Source organism: Kitasatospora sp. NPDC101447 (genome assembly GCF_044767225.1).
Taxonomy (GTDB): domain Bacteria; phylum Actinomycetota; class Actinomycetes; order Streptomycetales; family Streptomycetaceae; genus Kitasatospora.
Window position 1 is genome coordinate 82,293 of record NZ_JBIWNL010000031.1, and the last position, 20,774, is coordinate 103,066.

General features: G+C 75.8%; 19 protein-coding genes. 4 read left to right on the plus strand and 15 right to left on the minus strand.

Annotated elements, in window-relative coordinates:
- Positions 1 to 48: 48 nt before the first annotated feature.
- Positions 49 to 2,007, minus strand: a complete 1,959-nt coding sequence (locus tag ACIRST_RS31970; protein ID WP_402806507.1) for a hypothetical protein — start codon at positions 2,005 to 2,007, stop codon at positions 49 to 51.
- Between the two features lie 584 nt (positions 2,008 to 2,591).
- On the opposite strand from ACIRST_RS31970, the gene ACIRST_RS31975 reads away from it, so the two are divergent.
- The gene (locus ACIRST_RS31975; protein ID WP_402806510.1) at positions 2,592 to 3,101 is read left to right on the plus strand and encodes an HAD domain-containing protein; all 510 of its coding nucleotides are present in this window, start codon (positions 2,592 to 2,594) and stop codon (positions 3,099 to 3,101) included.
- Between the two features lie 61 nt (positions 3,102 to 3,162).
- Here the strand turns inward: ACIRST_RS31975 and ACIRST_RS31980 are convergent, their stop codons facing one another.
- The 14 genes from ACIRST_RS31980 to ACIRST_RS32045 all read right to left on the minus strand — a co-directional run bounded on the left by ACIRST_RS31980 (position 3,163) and on the right by ACIRST_RS32045 (position 17,630).
- A complete protein-coding gene (locus ACIRST_RS31980) occupies positions 3,163 to 3,300 on the minus strand; it encodes a hypothetical protein (protein WP_402806512.1) in 138 nt (45 codons plus the stop codon).
- 101 nt (positions 3,301 to 3,401) lie between these two features.
- Positions 3,402 to 7,475, minus strand: a complete 4,074-nt coding sequence (locus ACIRST_RS31985) for a LysM peptidoglycan-binding domain-containing protein (RefSeq protein WP_402806515.1) — start codon at positions 7,473 to 7,475, stop codon at positions 3,402 to 3,404.
- Complete coding sequence (locus ACIRST_RS31990; RefSeq protein WP_350525548.1) at positions 7,475 to 7,924, minus strand: hypothetical protein; 450 nt, start codon at positions 7,922 to 7,924, stop codon at positions 7,475 to 7,477. The genes ACIRST_RS31985 and ACIRST_RS31990 overlap by 1 nt, the downstream gene beginning before the upstream one ends.
- A 160-nt stretch (positions 7,925 to 8,084) precedes the next feature.
- Positions 8,085 to 8,552 carry a TadE/TadG family type IV pilus assembly protein gene (locus ACIRST_RS31995; protein ID WP_350525547.1) on the minus strand — a complete coding sequence of 156 codons (468 nt, stop codon included), beginning with the start codon at positions 8,550 to 8,552 and terminating at the stop codon, positions 8,085 to 8,087.
- Positions 8,549 to 8,923: a TadE/TadG family type IV pilus assembly protein gene (locus ACIRST_RS32000; protein ID WP_350525546.1), complete on the minus strand. Its 375-nt coding sequence runs from the start codon at positions 8,921 to 8,923 to the stop codon at positions 8,549 to 8,551. The genes ACIRST_RS31995 and ACIRST_RS32000 overlap by 4 nt, the downstream gene beginning before the upstream one ends.
- A gap of 32 nt (positions 8,924 to 8,955) precedes the next feature.
- On the minus strand, positions 8,956 to 9,252 hold the full coding sequence (locus ACIRST_RS32005; protein ID WP_350525545.1) for a hypothetical protein: 297 nt from the start codon (positions 9,250 to 9,252) through the stop codon (positions 8,956 to 8,958).
- A gap of 47 nt (positions 9,253 to 9,299) precedes the next feature.
- A complete protein-coding gene (locus tag ACIRST_RS32010; RefSeq protein WP_350525544.1) occupies positions 9,300 to 10,178 on the minus strand; it encodes a hypothetical protein in 879 nt (292 codons plus the stop codon).
- Positions 10,175 to 11,137 (minus strand): type II secretion system F family protein, encoded by a 963-nt coding sequence (locus ACIRST_RS32015; RefSeq protein WP_350525543.1) that lies wholly within the window; start codon positions 11,135 to 11,137, stop codon positions 10,175 to 10,177. The genes ACIRST_RS32010 and ACIRST_RS32015 overlap by 4 nt, the downstream gene beginning before the upstream one ends.
- Positions 11,137 to 12,747 carry a CpaF family protein gene (locus ACIRST_RS32020; RefSeq protein ID WP_402806522.1) on the minus strand — a complete coding sequence of 537 codons (1,611 nt, stop codon included), beginning with the start codon at positions 12,745 to 12,747 and terminating at the stop codon, positions 11,137 to 11,139. Before ACIRST_RS32020 ends, ACIRST_RS32015 begins: the two co-directional genes overlap by 1 nt.
- Complete coding sequence (locus tag ACIRST_RS32025) at positions 12,737 to 14,125, minus strand: hypothetical protein (RefSeq protein ID WP_402806524.1); 1,389 nt, start codon at positions 14,123 to 14,125, stop codon at positions 12,737 to 12,739. The genes ACIRST_RS32020 and ACIRST_RS32025 overlap by 11 nt, the downstream gene beginning before the upstream one ends.
- Positions 14,125 to 14,943 carry an SAF domain-containing protein gene (locus ACIRST_RS32030; protein ID WP_402806526.1) on the minus strand — a complete coding sequence of 273 codons (819 nt, stop codon included), beginning with the start codon at positions 14,941 to 14,943 and terminating at the stop codon, positions 14,125 to 14,127. The genes ACIRST_RS32025 and ACIRST_RS32030 overlap by 1 nt, the downstream gene beginning before the upstream one ends.
- 124 nt (positions 14,944 to 15,067) lie before the next feature.
- The gene (locus ACIRST_RS32035) at positions 15,068 to 16,024 is read right to left on the minus strand and encodes a hypothetical protein (RefSeq protein ID WP_402806528.1); all 957 of its coding nucleotides are present in this window, start codon (positions 16,022 to 16,024) and stop codon (positions 15,068 to 15,070) included.
- Complete coding sequence (locus ACIRST_RS32040) at positions 16,018 to 16,641, minus strand: hypothetical protein (RefSeq protein WP_350525538.1); 624 nt, start codon at positions 16,639 to 16,641, stop codon at positions 16,018 to 16,020. Before ACIRST_RS32040 ends, ACIRST_RS32035 begins: the two co-directional genes overlap by 7 nt.
- 137 nt (positions 16,642 to 16,778) lie before the next feature.
- Entirely contained in the window at positions 16,779 to 17,630 is an 852-nt protein-coding gene (locus ACIRST_RS32045; RefSeq protein WP_402806531.1) for a hypothetical protein, read from the minus strand.
- Between the two features lie 247 nt (positions 17,631 to 17,877).
- Between ACIRST_RS32045 and ACIRST_RS32050 the strand changes: the two genes are divergently transcribed.
- The 3 genes from ACIRST_RS32050 (at position 17,878) to ACIRST_RS32060 (ending at position 20,753) form a co-directional block, all read left to right on the plus strand.
- A complete protein-coding gene (locus ACIRST_RS32050; RefSeq protein WP_402806533.1) occupies positions 17,878 to 18,321 on the plus strand; it encodes a pyridoxamine 5'-phosphate oxidase family protein in 444 nt (147 codons plus the stop codon).
- A gap of 420 nt (positions 18,322 to 18,741) precedes the next feature.
- On the plus strand, positions 18,742 to 19,194 hold the full coding sequence (locus ACIRST_RS32055; RefSeq protein WP_350525535.1) for a MaoC family dehydratase: 453 nt from the start codon (positions 18,742 to 18,744) through the stop codon (positions 19,192 to 19,194).
- A gap of 332 nt (positions 19,195 to 19,526) precedes the next feature.
- A complete protein-coding gene (locus tag ACIRST_RS32060) occupies positions 19,527 to 20,753 on the plus strand; it encodes an MBL fold metallo-hydrolase (RefSeq protein ID WP_402806546.1) in 1,227 nt (408 codons plus the stop codon).
- Positions 20,754 to 20,774 lie beyond the last annotated feature (21 nt).

Below are 20,774 nucleotides of genomic sequence, written 5' to 3' on the forward strand. Positions count from 1 at the left end.
CTGCTGTGCGCCGACTTCGGTGCGCCGCTTCCCGGCTCCCGTCGCCCGTCAGCCGGTGGCGGCCAGCTGGGCGAGGTAGCGCTCGGCCGCGCGGAGCTTGCGGCCCTCCGGGCCCGGAAGGTAGGCGCGCAGCTCGATGATCTCCGGGGCGATGCGGATGGCCTCCGCGCGGTCGGTGATCGATCGCCAGCAGGCCTCGGCGTTGGTGGCCGCCTGCTGGGTCTCCGGGTGGTCCGGGCCCTGCGAGCGGAGCAGCGTCAGGGCCACTTCGCGGTAGATGTCCGCGGCCTCGGCCGGTCGGCCCGCGAGCCGGCACACGTGTGCGCGGACCTGGCGCACCTGGAGCACCGGCTCGGAGACGGCGCCGTGCTCGGCGATGGCCTCCAGTTCGAGGGCGAAGGCCAGGTCCGTCGCGGCGGCGTGGTCCCCGGCGTCGGCGCTGCGGACGATCCGCCCGATGACCTCGCGGTAGTCCTCACGCGGCCGGCCGTCGGCAGCGGCTTCGGCCGGGGCCGGCGCCTCGGCGGGGGCCTCCGCCGGCGCGGGCGGAGCATCGGCCGGCACCTCGTCCTGCGGCGCCTCGTCCTGCGGAACGGCGTCGGCAGGCACCTCGTCAGCGGGCACGGCGTCAGCGGGCACGGCGTCCGCAGGCACGTCGTCGGTCTGCTCGGTCTCGGGCGTCTCCTCCGTCACCGTTTCCGCGACGACGGCGACGTCGGCGTCCCCGGCCGACTCCACGGCCTCCGCGGTCGCCACCGCGTCCTCCACCGAGGGGAGTTCGGCCTCGACGGCGGCGTCCGCAGCCTCCGGCCGGCCCTTGTGGAGCGTGACGCCCGCCGGGGGCAGGGTGTCTACGGGTGCGGCATCGGCCGGGGCGGGCTTGCGCAGGGTCACGCCCGACGCCACCACGTCGGTCCGGGAGGACCCGGCCGGTTCGAAGGACTCGGAGGCTCCGGAAGACTCGGAGGGCTCGGAGGGCTCGGAGGGCTCGGAGGGCTCGGAGGGCTCGGAAGACCCGGCAGACTCCGAGGACCCGCCCGCCTTCAGCAGGCTGACCGGGCGGGCCGGCCGGGGCGGGGTGGGCGGCACGCCCGGCTTGACCAGGCTCACCGGGCCGCCGACGCCCACCGGAGCGGCGGCAGGGGCCGGCACCGGCGGCGCGGCGACGCCGTCCTGCGGCCGCGCGGGGCGCGGCAGCGACGGTGCCGGGGGCTGCGGAAACTCCGCGGGCACCGCGTCCGCACCCCGGTCCGCGGCCCGCACCGGGTCCGGCACCTGCGGCAGGTCGACCGACGGGCCGTCGCCGCGCCGCGCGGTGTTGCGGAAGACCGGGCGGTCCGGGGTGTGCGTGGCCAGGATGACGACGTCCGGCCGCAGCACCGAGTACACCTGCTGCCGCAGCTGCTCGGGCGCGAGCACCTCGCCCGCACCGGGCCGGCCACCGTGCAGCGCCTCGATCAGCGCGCGGGTGAAGGTGCCGATCTGCTCTGCGTCCGGGCTGACCACGGCCCACAGCGGAATGCCCTCGCTGAGCGGCGAGACGGTGCCCTGGAGGTACGGCCAGGCGTTCTGGTCGGCGCTCAGGTCGGCGATGACCAGGGTCTGCCACTCGGCCGGACGGTGGCTCAGTTCGGCGGCGATGGCCTGCCAGGGCAGACCGTCCTGCTTGGCGTCGCGCAGCGTCAGCTGCAGCTGGCCGCCGCGCTTGTCGGCGACCACGTGGCCGCCCACGTGCACGAGCAGCGGCCCGGGGTGCCGGGAGGCGGCACGCAGGTGGGCGAGGACGGTGTGCGGGTCGCTGGCGCCCGGGAGGTGGACGGCGTCCACCGCGTCGGCCGCGAGCAGCACCTGCGGGGAGACCGCGGCGAGCATCGCGGAGAGCACCGGCGCCTGGGCCGGTCCGCCCCGGCCCCAGGTGCGGCGCCCGGAGTTGCCGTACCCGCCCTCGATCACCAGGATCCGTCCGCGCGGCGCGGCCCCGAGCCCCCCGGCAACGGCGGCGGCCACGCCCGGCAGGCCACTCGGTGCAACGCCCGCGGCCGGGAACGGAGGCGGCGTCACCGGGGACGCCGACCCTGCGGCCGGCAGTCCGGTGAGCGTCCAGCCGGTCGGCGGGACGGGCGGCGCGGCGGGAGGTGCGGCAGGCGGCGCAACCGGAGGCGCCGGCACCTGCGCGGGCTGCTGCGGCACGAGCGGAGCAGACGCGGCAGCAGGCACCGCCGGAGGCACGGCAGCGGGTACCGGAGCAGGCATCTGAGCCGGTACGGCCGGGGGCGCGGGCGGCGGCTCGTAGAGCGCCGCGGGCCCGGGCGGGTGCTCCTCGGACGGGAGGCGCGGGCCCGGCGGCGGTACGGCGTCCCAGGGGCCCGAGTCCGCAGTCGGGTCGGGGCCTCCGGAAACCGCTGTCGTCTCCGCCATCTCCTGGTCACCGCCCCGCCCCGCCGCTCCCGCGGCGTCTGATGCCCTTGCCTGCATGGTGCCAGCCACCACACTCCGTGCGCCGCCACCCTACGAGATCCCGCCGCACCCGATCCAGGCCGGGTGGCCGATCGGCGCGCCACGGCCCCCGCGCCGGCCGCTATCGTGCCGTCATGACCGGTACCGACCGCCCGTTGCTCTTCCTCGACGTGGACGGACCGCTGATCCCCTTCGGCGCCCCGCCCCCGGGCGGCTACCCCACCTACCGCAGCCCGTACGGATCCGGCACGGCCACTGGCGGGAACCCGTTGGTGGCCCGCGTCGACCCCGCACTGGGGCCGCGCCTGCTCAGCCTGCCGTGCGAACCGGTGTGGGCGACGACCTGGCTGGCGGACGCCAACCACTGCCTGGCTCCGTGGCTGGGGCTGCCGCAACTGCCCGTCGTGGACTGGCCGGTGGAGGAGGAGGACGAGCCGGGCGGGGTGCACTGGAAGACCCGCACGCTGGTGGCCTGGGCCGCCGGCCGTCCGTTCGCCTGGGTGGACGACGAGATCACCGAGGCGGACCGCCGCTGGGTCGCGGCCCACTCCCCCGCCCGCACGCTCCTCCACCGGGTGGACCCCCAACGCGGCCTCACCGAGGAGGACTTCACCGCCCTGGACACCTGGCTGCGCACCAGCTGAACACGGGTTCCCCGCACGGGATCCGCACGCGAAGTCCGGACACGAACCGCCGATCGGTCGGCTACGGCGGCGTGCGCAGCCCGACCGTGAGACGATCCGCGCCGGACGCGACGACCGCCGGCACCGCCACTACCGCTTCCTCGAACTCGGCTTCCCGCTCCTTGAGTTCTGGTTCGGTCGGAGCGGCCATGTCGCGCACCGCCCCCGCTCCACGACCGACGACCCGCGCCCCGCGACCCCGCCCGCGCGGCAACGACGGATGCCACGCGGCCGGGGACGGCCCTGCCCTGACGCTGGCCCTCAGGACCCGGCGAGCAGGTCCCGCAGCAGGGCGACGGTGTCGGCGTCGAGGTCGCGGCCGGTGCGGCGGCTGAGGGCGTCCAGCCGGTTGACCGCTCGCAGCAGCTGGTCGCGGGCGCCGGCCGAGGCGTAGGCGTAGAAGAGGTCCCGGTGCAGGAGTTCGACGTCCGGGGCCACCGCGAGGCCGCGGAAGACGGCCGCCTCGGCGCTGCGGTGGTCGCCGTACTGCAGGCGGCGGGCGGCCAGTTCGTGGGCGGTGTCGACGATCGCCGCGATCATGTCCTGGCGCTCGGCCTCGGCCCAGCCGTACGAGGCGGGCGGGGCCTCGGCGAACGGGGCACCGCGGACCAGGGCGAGTGCGTGGGCCAGGGCGGCATCGGCGGTGGCACTGGTGCTGCGCATGCCGCGCCGGTAGAGACTGCGGAACTCGTCCCAGTCGCAGGTGACCGCCGGGGCGAAGGAGTAGCCCTCGGTGGTGTCGGTGGGCAGGAAGGCGCGGCCTTCGGGCGAGGTGCCGAACCAGGCGGCCAGGTCGGCCAGTTTGTCCGGCAGCGGACTCTTCGCGTCGGCCGTGGTGGGGTGCGGATCGAGGTGCGCGGCGCCGGGGTGCAGGTCGTGGTCGAGGGCGTGGTGGTCGGAGCCGGGGCGCAGCGCGAGGTAGACGGCGAGTTCGGTGAGCCGGGGCAGCGCGCCGGCTTCGGCGGTGCCGAGCACCCCGGCGACGTCCACCGGGCCGAGCAGCCGGATCCGCGGCGCGTTGCGCTGGGCGTGCGCCTCCGGGGAGCGCAGGATGGCGAGCAGGTCGTCGCTGTCGCTGCGGCCGGGGGTGGTCCGGGCGACGGGGGCGACGGCTGCGGGACCGGGCTCGGCCGCCGGCCCGGGCTCCACGGCGGGCTCGGGGGCGACGGCTCGGGTGTCCCCGGTCCCCGCCGTCACCACTGTCCCCACCGGGGTTCCGGCCCCGGCTTCGTCATCGGCCTCGACGCCGGCCTCGACCTCCGCCTCGGCCTCGACCTCGGCGGTCGGCTCCGCAGCCGGCACCGACTCCTCGCCCGGGCCGGGCTTCGGCACCACCGGAACCACCGGCACGACGGCGAGCACGGCCGTCGGGGTGTCCACGGCCTCCGCGGCACCGCCGGCGGCACCGTCGGCGGCACCCGCAGCGGCCTCCTCGGCCCCATCGACCTCGGACACGCTCGGCCGGCGCAGATCCCGGGTGGCTTCGTCGCCCGCGGCGTGCCGCCCCTGCCCGTTGACGGCGAACCGGGCCGGTCCGGCCGGAACCGCACTCGACCCGCCGGGAACCGCACCGCCCGACGCCGCACCGCCGGACGCCGTACCGCGCGACGCACCACCCGAAGCCGGCCCGCCCGACGCGCCGCCCGACGCGCCGGCCGGCAGCGGCGCCGGAGCGGGCGTCACCGGGTCCGTGCCCGCGAACGGGCTGGCGCCGGTGCCGATGACCCGGGCGAGCAGCCGCGGGCCGGCGGCCGCGTCCGTACCGCTCTCGTCCGCACCGCCCGAGGCCCCGACGGCGGCCAGCACCGGTACGGCGGCGGGCAGTTCGGTGGTGTCGGTGTCCTCAGGGCCGTCCAGGGTCCAGGCCGGGGCGGGGTGCTGGGTGGTGTCGTCGGCGGCCCGGAGCAGCTCGGCGACCTGGTCGTACTGCCGTCCGCTGAACCGCTGCAGCTCGACGGTGAGGTGCAGGCCGGGGATGGCGGCCTGGCCGGCGGTGGGCAGCGTCCAGCGGGCCACCGGGCCGGTGCCGCGCTCCGGGGCCCGGGTGATGACGGCGACGCAGGTGCGCGGGCGGGCGTCGAGCAGCCGGCCGAGTTCGGCGGGGATCTCGCCGCCGGGCTGTTGGGCGCAGAGCACGATCTCGGGGGTCCACGACTCGTCGGCCTGGCCCCGGCTGCGGGCGTCGCGCGGGCTGGCGGCCTCGGCGGCGACCAGGGTGGCGCGGGCCTTGGCGGTGCGCGGGCCGAGGGCGGCGAGCGCCGCCTCCAGGGTGGGGTGGCGGTGCACGCGTTCGGCGGCCGGGCCGCTGATCGGCACCTCCTCGGCGAGGTCGACCAGGTGCAGGTGGAGCCGGTCGGCGAGCGGGCTGTGGGCGAGCTCGACGGCGAGGGCGCGCAGCACGTCGCGGGCGTCGTCCGGGTGGCCGGAGAGGTGGAGCAGTCGGACGGCCTCCAGGTCGGCGAGGACCACCGAGCCGTCGGGCGAGGTGCCGAGGGTGACCAGCGCGGGGTACGGCGCGGCGGTCTTGCGGGCCTGCGCGGGGCTCAGCATGTCGCCGGAGTCGGCGCTGCACCACCAGACGTTGGCGGCGTGCGCGGCGCGGAACGGCGCGATCGGGGTGGCGGGGCCGGACAGGTGCAGCTCGACGGTGTGACCGGGGGTGATCCGGGCGGCGACGATGGCGGGCAGGCGCTTGCCGCCGCGCACGGTGTTGCGGGCCAGGGTGCGCAGGGCGCGGTCCAGCAGTTCCAGCCCGGCCTGGTCCTGCCGGGCCATCAGCTCGTTCTCGAAGGCGGCGGCCTCGGCGGCGGGCATCGCGATGCGGTGCCGGGGGCGGCGGGCGCGCTGCTGGGTGCCGCGCTTGTGGGCGACGGTGCCGATCATGATGGCGGCGAGCAGGACGCCGACGGTGGAGGCCGTGAGGGCGATGGTGTAGTCGTCGCTGGGGGCCGGGTCGGCGTGTGCGGCGGGGGCCGGCGCGTGGGTGGGCGGCGCGTGCGTCGGCGCCGGGGCCGACTGCGGCGCGCCCTGCGAAGGCGCGGGCGCAGGAGCAGGAGCCGGAGCCGGGGCGGGCGCCGGAGCGGGCACAGGGGCAGGAGCAGGCACAGGGGCAGGAGCAGGCGCGGGCGCCGGTGTGGCGGCTGCCCCCGGCACCGTGAGCACCATCCCCGGCACCACCACGTCCGGGTCGGTCAGCTGCTCCCCGTCCGGCGCCTGCACCCCCTTGTTCGCCTCGAAGAGCTTCGGCCACTCCTCGCCGTCCCCCAACTCCCGCTGGGCGATGGCGGACAGGCTGTCCCCGGACTGCACGGTGACGGTCCGCTGCCCGTTCGAGCCCGCACCCGGTTCCGTGCCGGCCTGCGGTGACGTCGCCTGCGGAGCGCCCTGCGCAGCCCCCTGGGGAGCACCCTGGGGAGCGCCCTGCGCCGTGCCGCCCGACGGGGCGGGCGCCGGCGCCGGGCTCCTCGCCTCGTCCGGCTTGGCGTCCGTCGGCATCAGCAGTTCCCAGCCGGGCTGGATCGGCCGGTCGGCGTCGAAGCGGGTACCCGAATCGTCCATCGCCCGGCCGTCGTTGAGCTTGGCGATCTCCACCCATCGTTCTCCCGAGCCCAGTTGGTGCTCGGCGATGGACCACAGACTGTCGGCCGGCCGGCTGTCCCGCACGGTGTAGGTGGGCTGTTGCTCGGCGGCGGGCGCGAGCGCGGGTGCGGACTGCACGGCGGGGAGCGCGGCGCGCTGCACGCCGGGGGTCAACTGGGCCTGGACGGCGGGGGTGTGGGCCAGTTCGGGGACGGCCGCGAAGGCCGAGCCGGCCACCGGCAGCAGGGCGAGCACCGAGCCGACCAGTCCGGCCGCGAGCCGCTGGCTCCAGCCGAACGCCGGGATCCGGCGGGCGATCCGGCCGCGCAGCTGGGCGGGGATCTCCAGCAGCACGGAGAACGCGAAGCACGCCCAGGCGAGCCAGCCGACCACCACCAGCGCCCACAGGAACAGCCGTCCGTCGTCCGGACTGGTGAGCGCCTCGCCCACGCCGCCCGGCGCGACCTCGCCCATCCCGGCGACCGCGTGGGTGCCGTAGAGCAGCAGCGCGGGAACGCCGAACAGCAGGACGAGCAGGGTGACCAGCGCGGCGAGCGCCGTGAGCAGGGCACCCCCGCGGCCGCGTCCGCGCGGCGGTCGGGGCGCCGGGGCGCCGGGCCGTCGCGCGCCCCCGCCGCCTCGATGTGCGGCCCCGGCCCGGCCGTTGCGGGCCCGGGCGGTTCGGGCCTGGTCCTGGGCGGTTCGGGCCTGGTCCTGGGCGGTTCGGGCCTGGTCCTTGGCACGTGGCGCGGCCATCAGTCGGTCTCCGCTTTCTCGACTCCGTGGACGAGGGTCGCACTGCCCCTGCCCGTTACCTTCCGCTCCCCGAGGGCGCCCAGCAGGACCGGCCGGTAGTCGGCCTGCACGGTGACGGTGACGACCTTGCCGTCGCCGGAGAACTCGATGCCGCCGGCCCGCAGGCCGTACAGGCCGAGGTAGGCGTCGGCGGCGTCCCGCACGTACTGCTCCTGGACCTTGAAGCCCTTCCCCTGCAGCACGGCGGCCTGGTCGAGCTGCTGTCCGCCGACCCGCGCGGCCTCCTGGGCGTAGGCGTCGGTGCGCTCGGCGACCCGCAGTCGGCCACCCGCGTCGATCACCAGGGCGATGACGAGCACGACGTAGGCCGCGCAGATCGCGACGAAGAGGGCCACCGCGCCCCGGTCGGACCGTCGCGCCCGCAGGGCTCGCCGCAGACGGCTCAACACCCGCATCCCCTCCCCCCGATCCGCACGTCCCTCTCCCCACCGGCCCCCACCGGGCGCCACTCGGTACCGTTGTGTCATCCCCCGAGCGCTCTCCGCTTGCGTCTCCCCCGCGCGGGCCGCCTCCAATCCCCCGTTTTCCCGGTGGTGGCGGCGCGCGCCCTCATGCGCCCCGGTAACGGTCCACCACCGAGGTGAACTCTCCGACGAGGTGCTTCGTCACGGGTACCCCGGACGGTCCGCCGATCAGGTCGGCCAGTTCGACGTCACAGACCACCGTGACCTTGACGGTCCGGACGGTGCCGTCCGGCAGCTTCAGCTGCCCGTCCTCGACGTGCACGTCCTGGTTCCGGCAGACCACGCCCTGCTGGCCCAGCGTCGCCAGGGCGGAGTCCTTGGCCTGCGCCTGCGTCTGCGCCGCGGTCGGATCGCGCTGCAGCGAGGCGGTCCGGGCTCCGGCGCGGGCGGCGGCCTCGACGGTGCCGGCCGCGGTCTGCACCCGCCCGGCGGCGACGGCCACCAGGATCAGCCCGACCACCGCCGGGGCGACGATCGCCGCCTCGATCGCGACCCCGCCCCCGTCCCGGCGCAGCCGTCGCCACCGGCGCAGTGCCGGGAACCCCCGGCTCACGGCTTCACCACCGGCGGTACGAAGCGCTCCCGCGGCGCCTCGGCGAACTGCCGGATGACGGGCGCCGAGAGCCCGGGTATCAGCAGCGGCGGCGTCAGCTCGACGGTGACGCGGATGGTGGTGGCCGAGCTGCCGTCGGTCCTCACCTCGTACCCGTGCGCCCCCTGCCGTTCCAGGAAGTCCCGGGCCTGCCGCACCGCCGCGGCGTTCTTCTGCTCGTCCGTCGCGTTCCCCTGCACCCGCCCGGCGTCCACGCCCTCGCGGGCCGCGGTGAGCGCGACCTGCCGGTCGAACCAGATCAGCCCGGCCTGGACGGTGATCAGCAGGAGCAGCAGGACGACCGGGAAGACGATGGCGAGACTGACGCTCATCGACCCCTGGTCGCCACGACGGACCGGACGCTTCATCCCTTGGTGGCCCCGCCCGCGCCGCCGGCGCCGCCCGGCATGTTCGGGTCCTGCTGGACCTTCTGGACGACCTTGTCCTTCAGCAGGTAGAGCGCGGTCGCGACGGCGCCCGCCACGAAGACCAACGCGATGATGGCGAGGGCGAGTTCGATGCTGATGGCGCCGCGGTCGCCGCGCGCGCGGGCGGCCCGTAGCCGGCCCAGCCGCAGTGTGAACAGCAGCAGGGCGAACTGCACGGGCAGCAGCGCGGGTCGCAGCACCCGGCCTGCCAGGTCGGCGAGTCGAACGTACATCGGGTTCTCCCGGTATGTGGTGTGGTGTCAGCTGCTGGGCTGATCGTTCAGTTGAGCATCTGGTGGAGCGCGGGAAAGACGATCAGGACGGTCATCAGCAGCGTCAGGGCGGCCCCCGGCGCGACCATCCGCTCGCTGTCGGCGTTGGCCCTGGCGAGGTCCTCGGCGAGCAGTTCGCCGCGCAGGCCCTTGGCGCGGGCCCGCAGGGTGTCGTACACGGCGGCGCCGTCGGTGCCGGACAGCCGCATGATGTCGGCCACGTCCTGCAGCGGGGTGAGGCCCAACTCCTCGGCCAGCGCGTCGAGTCCGGCCCACGGCGGGAGCCGGTCGGTGGCCGCGCGCTCCAGGGCGTCGCGGATCCGCCGGAACACCACGCCCCGGCCGACCGAAGCGGCCCGGCGCAGCGCCTCGGCGGGGCCGCAGTCGGCGGCCCGCTCCAGCGCGACGAGCTCCAGGTAGGCGGCGATGCCGTGCAGGTACTCGGTACGCGCCTCCTTGGCCTCGCCGCGCACGACGGCGTCCGGGACGAACCACAGCAGGCCGGCCAGCAGCGGCCCGACGACCAGCGGCAACGCGAAGGGCAGGCCGATGTCCATCAGCACGGCCATCGCGCCGAGGTAGGCGGGCAGCACCAGGCCGAGCGCGGCGAACAGCAGCTTGTGCACCATGAACCGGGCCGGGGTGCGACCGATCAGGGCGAGTTCGCGGCGCGGGACGGAGACCCCGCGCAGCCGGACGGACCGCTCGCCGATCCGGTCGTACCAGCGCGGACGTTCGTCCGGGTCCTGCGCGCGGTCCGCGGGTACGGCGTGCAACCGGTCCAGCGCCTGGCGCAGGTCCGGGGGTGCCGGCCGCAGTTCGGCCACCAGCAGGGCGAGGCCGCCGGCCGCGACGGCGCCGGCCAGCACGGACCAGGGGGAGATCACCGGACCTCCCCGAGCTGCTCGGTCGGCTCCTGCTCGCGCGCCGGTGCGCCCGTGCCCCGCCCGCTCCTGCTGCGCCGGTCCGGCGTCAGCAGCCGGGGCACCGGCGGGTGGGAGGCCAGCGCCCGCATCCAGGCGATGATCGCCACGAACAGGGCGGCGACCACGGCCAGGACCAGCTGGCCGAGGAAGGTGCCGTACGGCCGGGTGTACTCGGTGTTGAAGGACCCGATGGTGACGACCAGCACGATGATGCCGACCAGCCAGCGGATGGTGGTCCGGTGTTTGGCCCGGTCCGCCTCGATGGCGCGGCGCTGGCGGACCTCCTCGCGGACCGAGTCGGCCATGTCGGACAGCGTGCGGGCCAGGCCGGGGCCGCTGTCCCCGGCCCGCAGCACGAGCGCGGCGAGCACCTTGTCGGCGGTGGCGTCGGCCAGGCTGTCGGCGAAGGCGTGCAGCGCCTCCTCGGGCCGCCAGCGGGCCTGCAGCCGGGCCGCGAGCTCGCCGACCTCGTCCTCCAGGGCGGCGGGGGCGGTGCGGCGGCTGGTGACGATGGCCTGGTTGAGGCCGACGCCGAGCAGCAGCACGTCGGCGATCCGCTGGGTCCACTCGGACAGCGCCTCCAGGCGCTCGATCCGGTGGGTGTCCGGGCGGGTGGTGTCGAACAGCCAGGGCAGGCCGAAGACGGCCAGCGGCACCAGCAGCGCGGTCAGCGGGATGCCGGTGAACAGCCAGGCCAGCGGCGCGCCGACGAGCGCGAGCGGCAGCTGGACCCGGCGCAGCCGCACCATCCGGGCCGGGGCCGCCCCGGGGGCGCCGTACCAGAAGACGTGGGCGCGCCCGGCGAGCGGGTTGGGCCGCCCGGCGGTGTCCTCGTCGGCGGGCTCGCTGCCGCGGGCCCAGGCCACCAGGGCGACCAGGCCGCCCGCGACCGCCAGCCCGCACAGGGCGAACAGCAGCATCACCGCGCGCCACCGCCGATCCGCAGCTGCAGCGGGGTGGCCCAACTCCCGTACCGGGAACCGAGCAGGCCGGCGTCGAAGCCGGCCCGGCGCAGGTCGTCCAGGCACTGCGGCGGGGTGTGCGGGACGGCCCGCGGCTCACCGAGGTCCGGCCGGGGCCCGAAGACGGTGTTCAGTGCGGGCCGGCCGCTCTCGCCGAGGCCGGTGACCTCCAGGACGTGGGAGACGAAGCGGTGCCGTCGGCCGCCGACGGCGGTCTCGTCGACCATGCTGACGTGCACGATGAGGTCCAGGGCGTTGGCGGTGAGCCGGTAGGCGAGCGAGTCGGTCATGTGCGAGCCGTACTCCAGGCAGAGTTCGGCGATGCGGTCCACCACCATGTGCGGGCCGCGGGCGTGCAGGGTGCACATCGAGCCGCCCTCGCCGTTGGTCATCACGCGGAGCATCGGGACGACCTCGCCGGAGCGGACCTCGCCGACGATGATGCGCGAGAGCGTCATGCGCAGCGCGGCCGGGATGAGGTCGCCGATCGTCAACTCCCCGGCGAGCCGCCCCTCGACGCGTTCGCCGTTGCCCTCGCGGGCCTCCATCGGGACGACCTGGCGCAGGTGGCCGAGGGTGTGCAGCCAGAGCTCGAACTCCGACTCCAGGGTGCCGATCCGCTCGTCCGGCGGGATCTCGGCGGCCATGGCGCGCAGCAGGCTGGTCTTGCCGACGCCCTGGGTGCCGGTGATCATCACGTTCTTCCGGGCCCGGATCGCGGCGGCCAGGAAGGCGGCCAAGGTGCCGTCCAGGGTGCCGAGTTCGACCATCTCCGGCAGCGTCGCGGAGGCCACCCGGTGGCGCCGGATCGCCACGTAGGGGCGGGGCGTGACCTCGGTGAGCGCCTGCAGGCGCATGCCGCCCTCAAGCCGGAGCGCGAGGGTCGGGCTTGCGGTGGACAGGCTGCGCTCGCCGCCGCCGTGCTGGCGGGCCAGGTCCTGTAGCAGCTCGACGAGTTCGGCGTCGCTGTCGGCCACCGGCGGGACCTGGCGCAGGGGTTGGTGCACCTTGGAGACCCAGACGTCGTCGCAGCCGTTGATCAGGATGTTCTCGATCTCCGGGTCGTCCAGGTAGGGCTGGAGCCGCCCGGCCCGGAAGAGCAGGTCGAAGACGGCCTCGGCGAGGGCGCGGTCCTGCTCCCGGGTGGGCGGGATGCCGTGGGTCTGCGCGTAGGCGTCGGACCAGCGGGCGACGGACTCCTCGATCAGCGCCCGGCCGCGCTGGCGGCGGGTGGCGCGGTCCGGCTCGGAGCCGGAGGTGGCGGTCAACCTGCTGATCTGCTGGTGCAGTTCGGCCGCGACCTGGCGTTTGAGCTCCCGGGCGACCTGCGGGTCGACGGCCGGCCGGGTGGCGGCGCCGCGCACGTCCAGCGAGGGCAGCTGGGAGGGGACGGCGGTGGGCGCGGCCGCGCCGGGAGCGACCGGGCCCGGCACGACGGGCTGCGGCATCGGCGCGGCCGTCGGCGCAGGCGTGGGCGTCGGCGTGGGCGCAGGCGCAGACGTGGGCGTGGCCCAGGGCAGTGCGGCCGGGTCGGCCGCGGGGTGCTGGTGCAGGGGGCTACCGCGCACGGAGCACCTCCCCGGGGTTGTGCGGGTACTGCCCGTTCACCTGCACCTGACCATCCGTCACCATCGGTTGCTGAAGCGGGTACTGGTCGTCGGGCTCGGCCGGATCGGGTGACTGGACGTGCGCCGGGAACGGCGCCGGAGCGGCCGGCTGCGGCGCCAACCCGGCCAGCGGCGCCACCGGACCGGTGGTGATCACCGGCGGGACCGGCTGCGGCGGCGTGTACGACGGCGGCTCGGCCTCCCCGGGGCCGTAGGCCGACTGCCCGTACCCGGCCTGGCCGTACGCCGTCGAGCCGTGGGCCGTCGAGCCGTACGCCGTCGCGCCGTGGGCGGGCTGCGCGTAGGCCGACTGCCCGGAGCCCGCCTGGCCGTACCCGCCCTGCCCGTACGCAGCCTGGCCGTACGTGGTCTGGCCGTACGTGACCGGGGCGGGTGTCGGCATCGGCCGGGTCGGCACCGACGGCGCGGGCACCACCGGTGTCGGCGCCGCGGCCGCCGGCGGTGCGCCGGCCGCCGGCGCACCCGCCGCCGGAGCGGGCGCCACCGGCCGGGCGGGTGCCTGCCCCGGCACCGACCCGGGGGCGGGACTCGGCGCGAGCCGCTGCCGTCTGCGCCGGACCAGCAGCTGCACCTCGTCCGCCGCCGACCGCGCCGTGCGCATCAGCTCTGAGCGGATGAACCGCCGGTCGGTGGTGTCGCCGCCGTCGGAGAGCACCTTGGCGGTCCGGGTGGCGTGCGGCAGGACGCCGAGCACCGGCAGCCCGAGTTCGCGCGACACCTCCGCCCGGGTGTACGGCCCCTCGGCGACCAGCATCAGCCCGAGCGCGTCCGACCCGGTGCCGCCGGAGGCGAGGTCCTCGACGAGGGCGGACAGCCGGGGCCGGACGGCGCTCAGCCCGCGCAGCGTGGTCCGCACCGTCACCGCCACCACGTCCGCCCGGCGGGCCAGCACCGCGCTCGCGCCGGTGGCGCCGGAACGGCCGAGGTCCACGATGACGTCGTAGCCCTGCTGCTCGATGCCGTGCAGCAGCTCGACGAGCGGCTCCCAGGTGTAGGCGAGACCGGGGGCCTGGGTGGGGTCGGTCAGCCCGGGCAGCAGCAGGCGTTCGGCGTCGCCGTCGGGCGAGAGGTCGATCAGCTGCTCCCAGATGGTCTGCGCGAGCAGCCCACGACGGTCGGCGACGGCCAGGTTGCGCAGCCCGTACACCGCCTCGACCCGGCCCTCCAGGGCGCCCGCGAGCACGGCGCCGCCGTCCGGGTCGGCCTCGACCAGCAGGATCCGCCGACCGGGCTGGAGCGGCCAGGCCAGCAGCAGCGCCAGCGCGGTCGTGGTCGCGCCGGGCGCGCCCGGACCGCCGACCACCGCGATCACCGCCATCAGGCGCCCCCGGTCGCGCTCGGGGCTCCGGTGGAAGGCACACCCGTGGCCGGCGCACCGGCCGACGGCGCGCCCGCGGCGGGTGCGCCGCTCGGCGCCGGGCTCGGCGCGGCACCACCGGCCGCGGCACCACCGGCCGCGGCACCACCGGCCGCAGTGCCGCGCGGAGCCAGCAGCACCTGGATCCGGCCGCTCGCCACCCACTGCGCCAGCCGTGGCCCGTCGGCCGTGCCGACCGCGACGTCGATCACCTGGCTGCCGTCGGTGTCCACCCGGCCGACGGTGATCACCGTCGCGGGCAGCGAGTCGGCCCGGCCGTTGTCGGGCGTGAACACCACGACCAGCTGCACCCCCGGCTGGAGCCGGCTGGCGGGCAGTTGACTGCGCCTGGCCGACACGCCGACCACGATCTGCCCGGGCTGCACGGTGAGGCCCTGGGCGAGGTCCCCGCTGGTGAGCATGGCGCCGCGCTTGAGGTCGGTGGCGGCGCGCATGCCGATCGCCTTCGCCCGGTCCTGGGCCGACACCGGGTGCAGCGCCGGGTCACCCGCGATCCGGGCGACCACCAGGTCGTCCTCGGTGATCACCTGGCCCCACGGCACGTCCCGGGCGAGGGCGAGCACCGCGACCCGCTGACCGGTGCTGTTGTAGAGGACGGCCCCGCCCAGCCCGCCGGCCGCGATCAGCGCGACCGCCATCGCCAGCACCGCAGGGCGGCGCCGCCTCGCCCGCATGGTCCGCGCGGGCGCGTGCGGTGTCGCCCGCCCCCGGCCCTTGCCCTGAGCGCCGCCCCGCTCCTGCTGCTCCGGGAGCGCCACGGACGCCCCGGCGCCCGTGGGTGTGCCGGATCCCGGCGTCGCGAATGTACGGTTCTCCACCGGGTTCCGCCCTTCCCTGGTTCGTTGCCGGCTCGTCAGTCGTCGAATCGCTCTGGTGGCGTGGTCAGTTGAGGACCTGCACCTCGGCGACCTTGAGTGTGAAGAGCGGACTGGTCTGCTTCATGGGGATCGTGAAGGTCCGCGGGTTCGGTCCGCCGACGACGGCGACGGCGACCTCCCACTTCATCGTCACCGTGGCGTTGTACACCCCGTCCTTCTGCCTGCCGGACGCGGCCTTGAACACGAAGCCGCAGTCCGGGGACTGGGCGGCGCCGTACTTGGGGTCGTACGGCGTTCCGGCCGTCGCACAGCTGGTCGCGAGGTCGTTGCCGAAGTCCCAGTACGACTCGACCAGCTTGGGGGTGACGGTGACCGAGATGCCGTGCACCGCCGCCGTCTTCGGCTCGGGCGTCGCTGCGTTGTCCGCCCAGAGCCACACCGGGGAGTTGACCACCGCCGTGCCGCCGGGCGCCACCCGGCCCACCGGCTGCCCGAAGACGAGCTTCTTCTTCGCTTCCTCGACGGCCCTGGAATCGTCCAGTGCGGTCGCCGCGCCGCCCGGCGCGGTGGCCAGGAAGACGATCTGGGCGCCGTCCTGGCCCCCACCGGTCTGCGGACAGACCTTCGAGTAGAGCGCGCCGTCCTTCGGATCGTGGTTCTCCCAGGCCGGGTCGCCCGCCGCCGGCGGATCGTCCAACTCGCGGAAGTAGCAGCCCTCACCGCTGTCGAACCAGCCCCACTGCGGGTCGTAGCAGGCCCACGGCACACCGTGGTAGCTGCAGAGCTGCGGGCCGCTGTCCGATCCGCCTCCTCCGCCGCCGCCGCTCGCTTTCGTCGAGCCCGGCGCGGGGGTCTTTCCGCCGGAATTGGCGCCCGCGCAGATCACGTTCGGGAAACACTGCTCGGCACCGCCGCTCGGCGGTTCGTCCGCCGTCGCCGACACCGCCGAGGACAGCAGCACACCGGCCGACAGCGACGCGACGACCGCGAACCGCCGGGCCGGTTTCCGCGCGTTCAGCATGTCCGGTCCACCTCCCGCTTGAACTCGTAGATCAGCCAATGTGCTTGGAACAGTCGCAGCGACGCGGTCGCGACATACCTGTTCAGGCGCTGGGCCGGATCCTTTGCGGCCCCGGTGACGGCGTCGACGCGGTGCCAGCCCGTCAGATCGACGCAGTCCTCGATCACTGCGGTTTGCGGATCGGTTTTCAGACCCACGGACTTGACCACCGGAGAATTGCGCGGTGTTCCGGTCATCACCACTTTGGCGTCGTGGAGTTGCCGGAGACCGGCGAGGGCGTCGGATAGGGCGCGCCCGGAGGAGTACTGCTCCAGCGCGTACCCGTCCGAATCCGATCGCCCGAAGAGCTCGGCCTGGGCCTGCCACCAATCCTGATAGGCCCTCAGGGCCGCTCGCCCCGTCGCCCCTTCCGGACCGTCGGTCGGCGCGATCGAGGCGTTTGAGGAACCACTCGAAGGAGTTACCGGAGCCACTCCCGCAACCGTGGGCGCCGCCGTCCCGAGGTGATCGACGGAACCGCCGGAACCACCGCCCGCACAAGCACCGAGCAGCAACGCCAGAACCGCCCCACCGACCCCAACCGCCCCAGGGCGCAACACATTTCCGCGCTGCCGCATTGCCCCACCTCGTCGCGACCGACCCGGTCCGTGATCCACGGCCGCCAGAACAATTCCGCCGTCCCGCCGGTCTTTCCGCTGGGGATCGATTCTTCGCCAACCCACCCCATCACGGCAACACCTCAGGCCCCCTGACCTTACGCGGAAGGCGGTTCCGTCGGGGCACTTTCCCGCCACAGAACGGCCAACAGTTCTTCGGAAAGCGACAATCCGGCCAATGCGCCCCGAACCGCGGCCCGATTGCGCATCAACAGGCGCCCGCCGTGCGGCGGAACGAGCAGGCGCGCGCCCGGCGCACCCGAACTACCGGCCGACTCTCCCCCGTCCGTCAGCGCCGCCACGGCGGGCTGGAGGTCGAGCGGGGCGACGGCCGCGGGGGCACCCGGGACACCCTGGCGCAGGACGGTGGTCAGGCCCCGGCTGAACGAGCCCTCACCGCCCGGCAGTACGGCGTCCCGGCCGCGTCTGCCCGGGGTGTAGCGGCCGATCCGGCCCCACAGCGGGACGCGCGAATAGCTCAGCAGTTCGCCCGCGCTGTCCTCGCCGCCGCGCTCCAGGGCCACCCAGGTGTCCCGGTCGGCCACCGCGTCGACCACCAGCAGCGCCTCCTCCTGGTCCCCGTGCACCATCGCGCTGACCACCCAGTCCCAGGCGAGGCCCCTGCGGTAGGCGTTGTCGGGGGTGCTGCCGCCGGTGACCAGGGCGAGCCGGCGCCCGCGCGGGTCGGCGACCAGCTGACCGACCAGGCAGACCACCAGCCAGCGGCCGGGGTGCTGCGCCGCGTCCCGCACGGCGGTGAGCATCGCGTTGGCGTCCGCGTCCGGCGGCGCCGTGACGACCCGACAGCCGGCCGCGCCGGTGTCGAAGCACATCCCGGGCAGCACCTCCGCGAGCAGCCGGGCACCGTCCGGTGCGAGCGCCGCACCGCCGAAGGCCCGGTCGGGCCCGCCGTCCGCCCCGATCACCACCAGATCGACCCCGCCCGCCATCGGTTCCCCCCTCCTGGCCGGCCCCGGCGCACCCGGGGCCGCCGCCCTCACTGCGGTCCGCCGCGCTCACTGCGGTCCGCCGCGCTTCGCGGACGGGCCGCCGTCCGCGTCACCGTTCCCGGCCCGCGTCACCGTTCCGCCGCCGGGCAGGCTATCGCCCGGGCGGCCTCCGACGGGGCTCCCGACCCGCCCGCTCAGGGACCATGGGCCCTATCGACGCACGCGCCGACCGAGGACGATCGGACGCATGGAGCGTGAGGACCGAGTGGAGACCCTGAGCGAGGCCGAGTGCCTGCGGCTGCTCAGCACCGTGCCCGTCGGGCGCGTGGTGTACACCGAGCACGCACTGCCGGCCGTCCTGCCGGTCTCCTTCGAGGTCCTGGACGGGCGGCTGGTGCTCGCGGTGCGCCGGGGAAGTGCCACCGCGCGCGGGCTCGACGGCACGGTGGTGGCCTTCCAGGCCGATCTGCTGGACCCGGTCACCCGCACCGGGTGGAGTGTGCTGGTGCACGGGCGGGCCGACGTGGTGCGCGATCCCGAGCAGGTGCGGCGGGTGCTGCGTTCCGGGCTGCGGCCGTGGGTGGGCGACCCGGAGTCGCTGTTCGTCGCGCTGGTGCCGGAACTGGTGAGCGGTCGGCGGCTGTTCCCGACCGGGCAGGGCGCCGTGGGGGGCGCCGCGCTGCGGCCCTGAGCAGCCGGGCGGCCGCCGCGGCCCGCGGGCCTGGTTCCGGTTCCCGTCTCGGACTCGGTTCCGGTTCCGGGCTCGGTTCCCGGCTCGGGTCGGTTTCCGTCTCGGGCTCGGGACCGGGCTCGGGCTCGGACTCGGTTCCGGTTCCGGTTCCGGGCTCGGTTCCCGGCTCGGGTCGGTTTCCGTCTCGGGCTCGGGACCGGGCTCGGGCTCGGGCTCGGACTCGGTTCCGGTTCCGGGCTCGGTTCCCGGCTCGGGTCGGTTTCCGTCTCGGGCTCGGGACCGGGCTCGGGCTCGGGCTCGGGCTCGGGCTCGGGACCGGGCTCGGGCTCGGGCTCGGGCTCCTGACAGATACCGGTGGGTAGGCATACGCTTCCGGCGTCCTGGCCCCTTCGCGGGCCCGTCCCCCTCCAGGAGCGCACCGTGACGACCTTCGCCTCCCTCGCCGACCTCACCGCCGCCGTCGGCACCGAGCTGGGCACCAGCGAGTGGCACACCATCGAGCAGCGGCAGATCGACCTGTTCGCCGAGGCGACCGGCGACCACCAGTGGATCCACGTGGACCCGGAGCGGGCCAAGGAGAGCCAGTTCGGCTCGACCATCGCGCACGGGTACCTGACCCAGTCGATGATCCCGGTGCTGGCGAAGGAGTGCTACGCCGTCGAGGGCGTACGGATGGCGCTGAACTACGGTTCGGAGAAGGTGCGCTTCCCGGCGCCGGTGCCGGTCGGCACGGCGATCCGGGCCACCGCCGAGCTGCTCTCGGCGACCGAGGTGCCCGGCGGCGTCCAGGCCGTGGTGCGCTTCACCATCACGAGCGAGCGGAGTGCCAAGCCGCACTGCGTCGCGGAGACGATCACGCGCTTCTACGCCTGACCGGGCCGGCCCGGACGCCGCAGCCCGGCCGGGCCGGCGGCGCCGGAGCCCGCCCCGGGTACGCCGATTGGACCGCGCCGGGCCCTCCACCAGGTCCGGACGGCCCACGGCGAGTAACCTCCGACGAGATGGTTGTCGTACCGCAGTGACCCCGGCCGACGGCCGTGACCACGGCCGTCACCGAGGTGCGCGCCCCGGCCTGCCCGGTAGCCGTGACCGTCCTTGGAGGAGCCGTGCCCCGCCCCGTCCCCTGGTTCTCCCGCCTCGCCGGTCTGTCCTCGCAGTTCGCCCCGCCCGCCGCCGGCCCCGCCGCCGACCGCGCCGTCCCCGGGCTGGCCGGACTGCCCCGGGCCGCCTGGCACCGGGTGCGGACCGACGCGTTCGGCGCCGAGCCCCGGGGCGAGAGACTGGCCCGGATCCGCCGCTCCCCGCAGTTCGCCGACGGCGCCTTCCGCAACCCGGTACCGACCCGCCGCCTGGTGTACGAGCGCAGCCCGCTGGAGATCACCCGCGCCCAGCTGACCGGGGACAAGACCCGACGGGCCCCGGCCGCCGCCGTACCCGTGCACCGGCTCCTCCCGGGCGACCTGGCCACGCCGCCGGACTCCGGACTGCGGCTGACCTGGCTGGGCCACGCCACCGTGCTCGCCGAGATCGACGGACGGCGCGTCCTGCTCGACCCGGTCTGGGGCGAGCGCTGCTCCCCGTTCGGCTGGACCGGCCCCAAGCGGCTGCACCCGGTGCCGCTGCCGCTGTCCGAACTCGGGCCGGTGGACGTGGTCGTGGTCTCCCACGACCACTACGACCACCTGGACATGGCCACCATCCGGGCACTGGCCGGGACGGCGGCCGTGTTCGCCGTGCCGCTCGGGGTCGGGGCGCACCTGGAGCACTGGGGCGTACCGCCCGAACGGATCGTCGAGCTGGACTGGTGGGAGTCCGCCGAGGTCGCCGGACTGACCCTGACCGCCACGCCGGCCCGGCACTACTGCAGCCGCGGCCCGCGCACCAGCAGCCTGTTCCTGTGGGCCTCCTGGGTGGTGGCCGGCGACGGTCACCGGATCTTCCACAGCGGGGACACCGGCTACTTCCCGGGCTTCGCCGAGATCGGCCGCCGGCTCGGCCCGTTCGACGCGACGATGGTGCAGGTCGGCGCGTACAGCGACTTCTGGCCCGAGGTGCACATGACGCCCGAGGAGGGCGTCCGGGCGCACCTGGACCTCGGCGGCGAGCTGCTGCTGCCGATCCACTGGTGCACCTTCAACCTGGCGCTGCACCCGTGGGAGGAGCCGGCCGAGCGGGTGGTCACCTCCGCCCAGGTGCTCGGGGCACGCCTCGCGATGCCCCGGCCCGGCAAGCCCTTCGAGCCCGCCGACCCGCCCGCCCTGCGCCTCTGGTGGCGCGCCGTCACCGCCCCGCGCGGCGTCGAACCGCCGGCCGAGGAGCGGGCGGCCGCAGCGGGGGCTGAGGCAGAGGCTGCCGCCCCCGCGTCGGCGGCGTCGGCCGCGTCGGCCACGGAGACGGCCGAGCCGCGCGAGCAGGTGACGGAGTTCAGCTGACAACTTTCAGCGAACAGATTT

What these genes read in the sequence shown, in the direction of transcription:
- ACIRST_RS32005 (WP_350525545.1), bottom strand. Translation starts at nt 9,252, where the DNA reads ATGTACGTTCGACTCGCCGACCTGGCAGGCCGGGTGCTGCGACCCGCG.
- ACIRST_RS32000 (WP_350525546.1), bottom strand. Translation starts at nt 8,923, where the DNA reads ATGAGCGTCAGTCTCGCCATCGTCTTCCCGGTCGTCCTGCTGCTCCTG.
- ACIRST_RS32025 (WP_402806524.1), bottom strand. Translation starts at nt 14,125, where the DNA reads ATGGCGGTGATCGCGGTGGTCGGCGGTCCGGGCGCGCCCGGCGCGACC.
- ACIRST_RS32035 (WP_402806528.1), bottom strand. Translation starts at nt 16,024, where the DNA reads ATGCTGAACGCGCGGAAACCGGCCCGGCGGTTCGCGGTCGTCGCGTCG.
- ACIRST_RS32015 (WP_350525543.1), bottom strand. Translation starts at nt 11,137, where the DNA reads ATGCTGCTGTTCGCCCTGTGCGGGCTGGCGGTCGCGGGCGGCCTGGTC.
- ACIRST_RS32045 (WP_402806531.1), bottom strand. Translation starts at nt 17,630, where the DNA reads ATGGCGGGCGGGGTCGATCTGGTGGTGATCGGGGCGGACGGCGGGCCC.
- ACIRST_RS31985 (WP_402806515.1), bottom strand. Translation starts at nt 7,475, where the DNA reads ATGGCCGCGCCACGTGCCAAGGACCAGGCCCGAACCGCCCAGGACCAG.
- ACIRST_RS31975 (WP_402806510.1), top strand. Translation starts at nt 2,592, where the DNA reads ATGACCGGTACCGACCGCCCGTTGCTCTTCCTCGACGTGGACGGACCG.
- ACIRST_RS32050 (WP_402806533.1), top strand. Translation starts at nt 17,878, where the DNA reads ATGGAGCGTGAGGACCGAGTGGAGACCCTGAGCGAGGCCGAGTGCCTG.
- ACIRST_RS32040 (WP_350525538.1), bottom strand. Translation starts at nt 16,641, where the DNA reads ATGCGGCAGCGCGGAAATGTGTTGCGCCCTGGGGCGGTTGGGGTCGGT.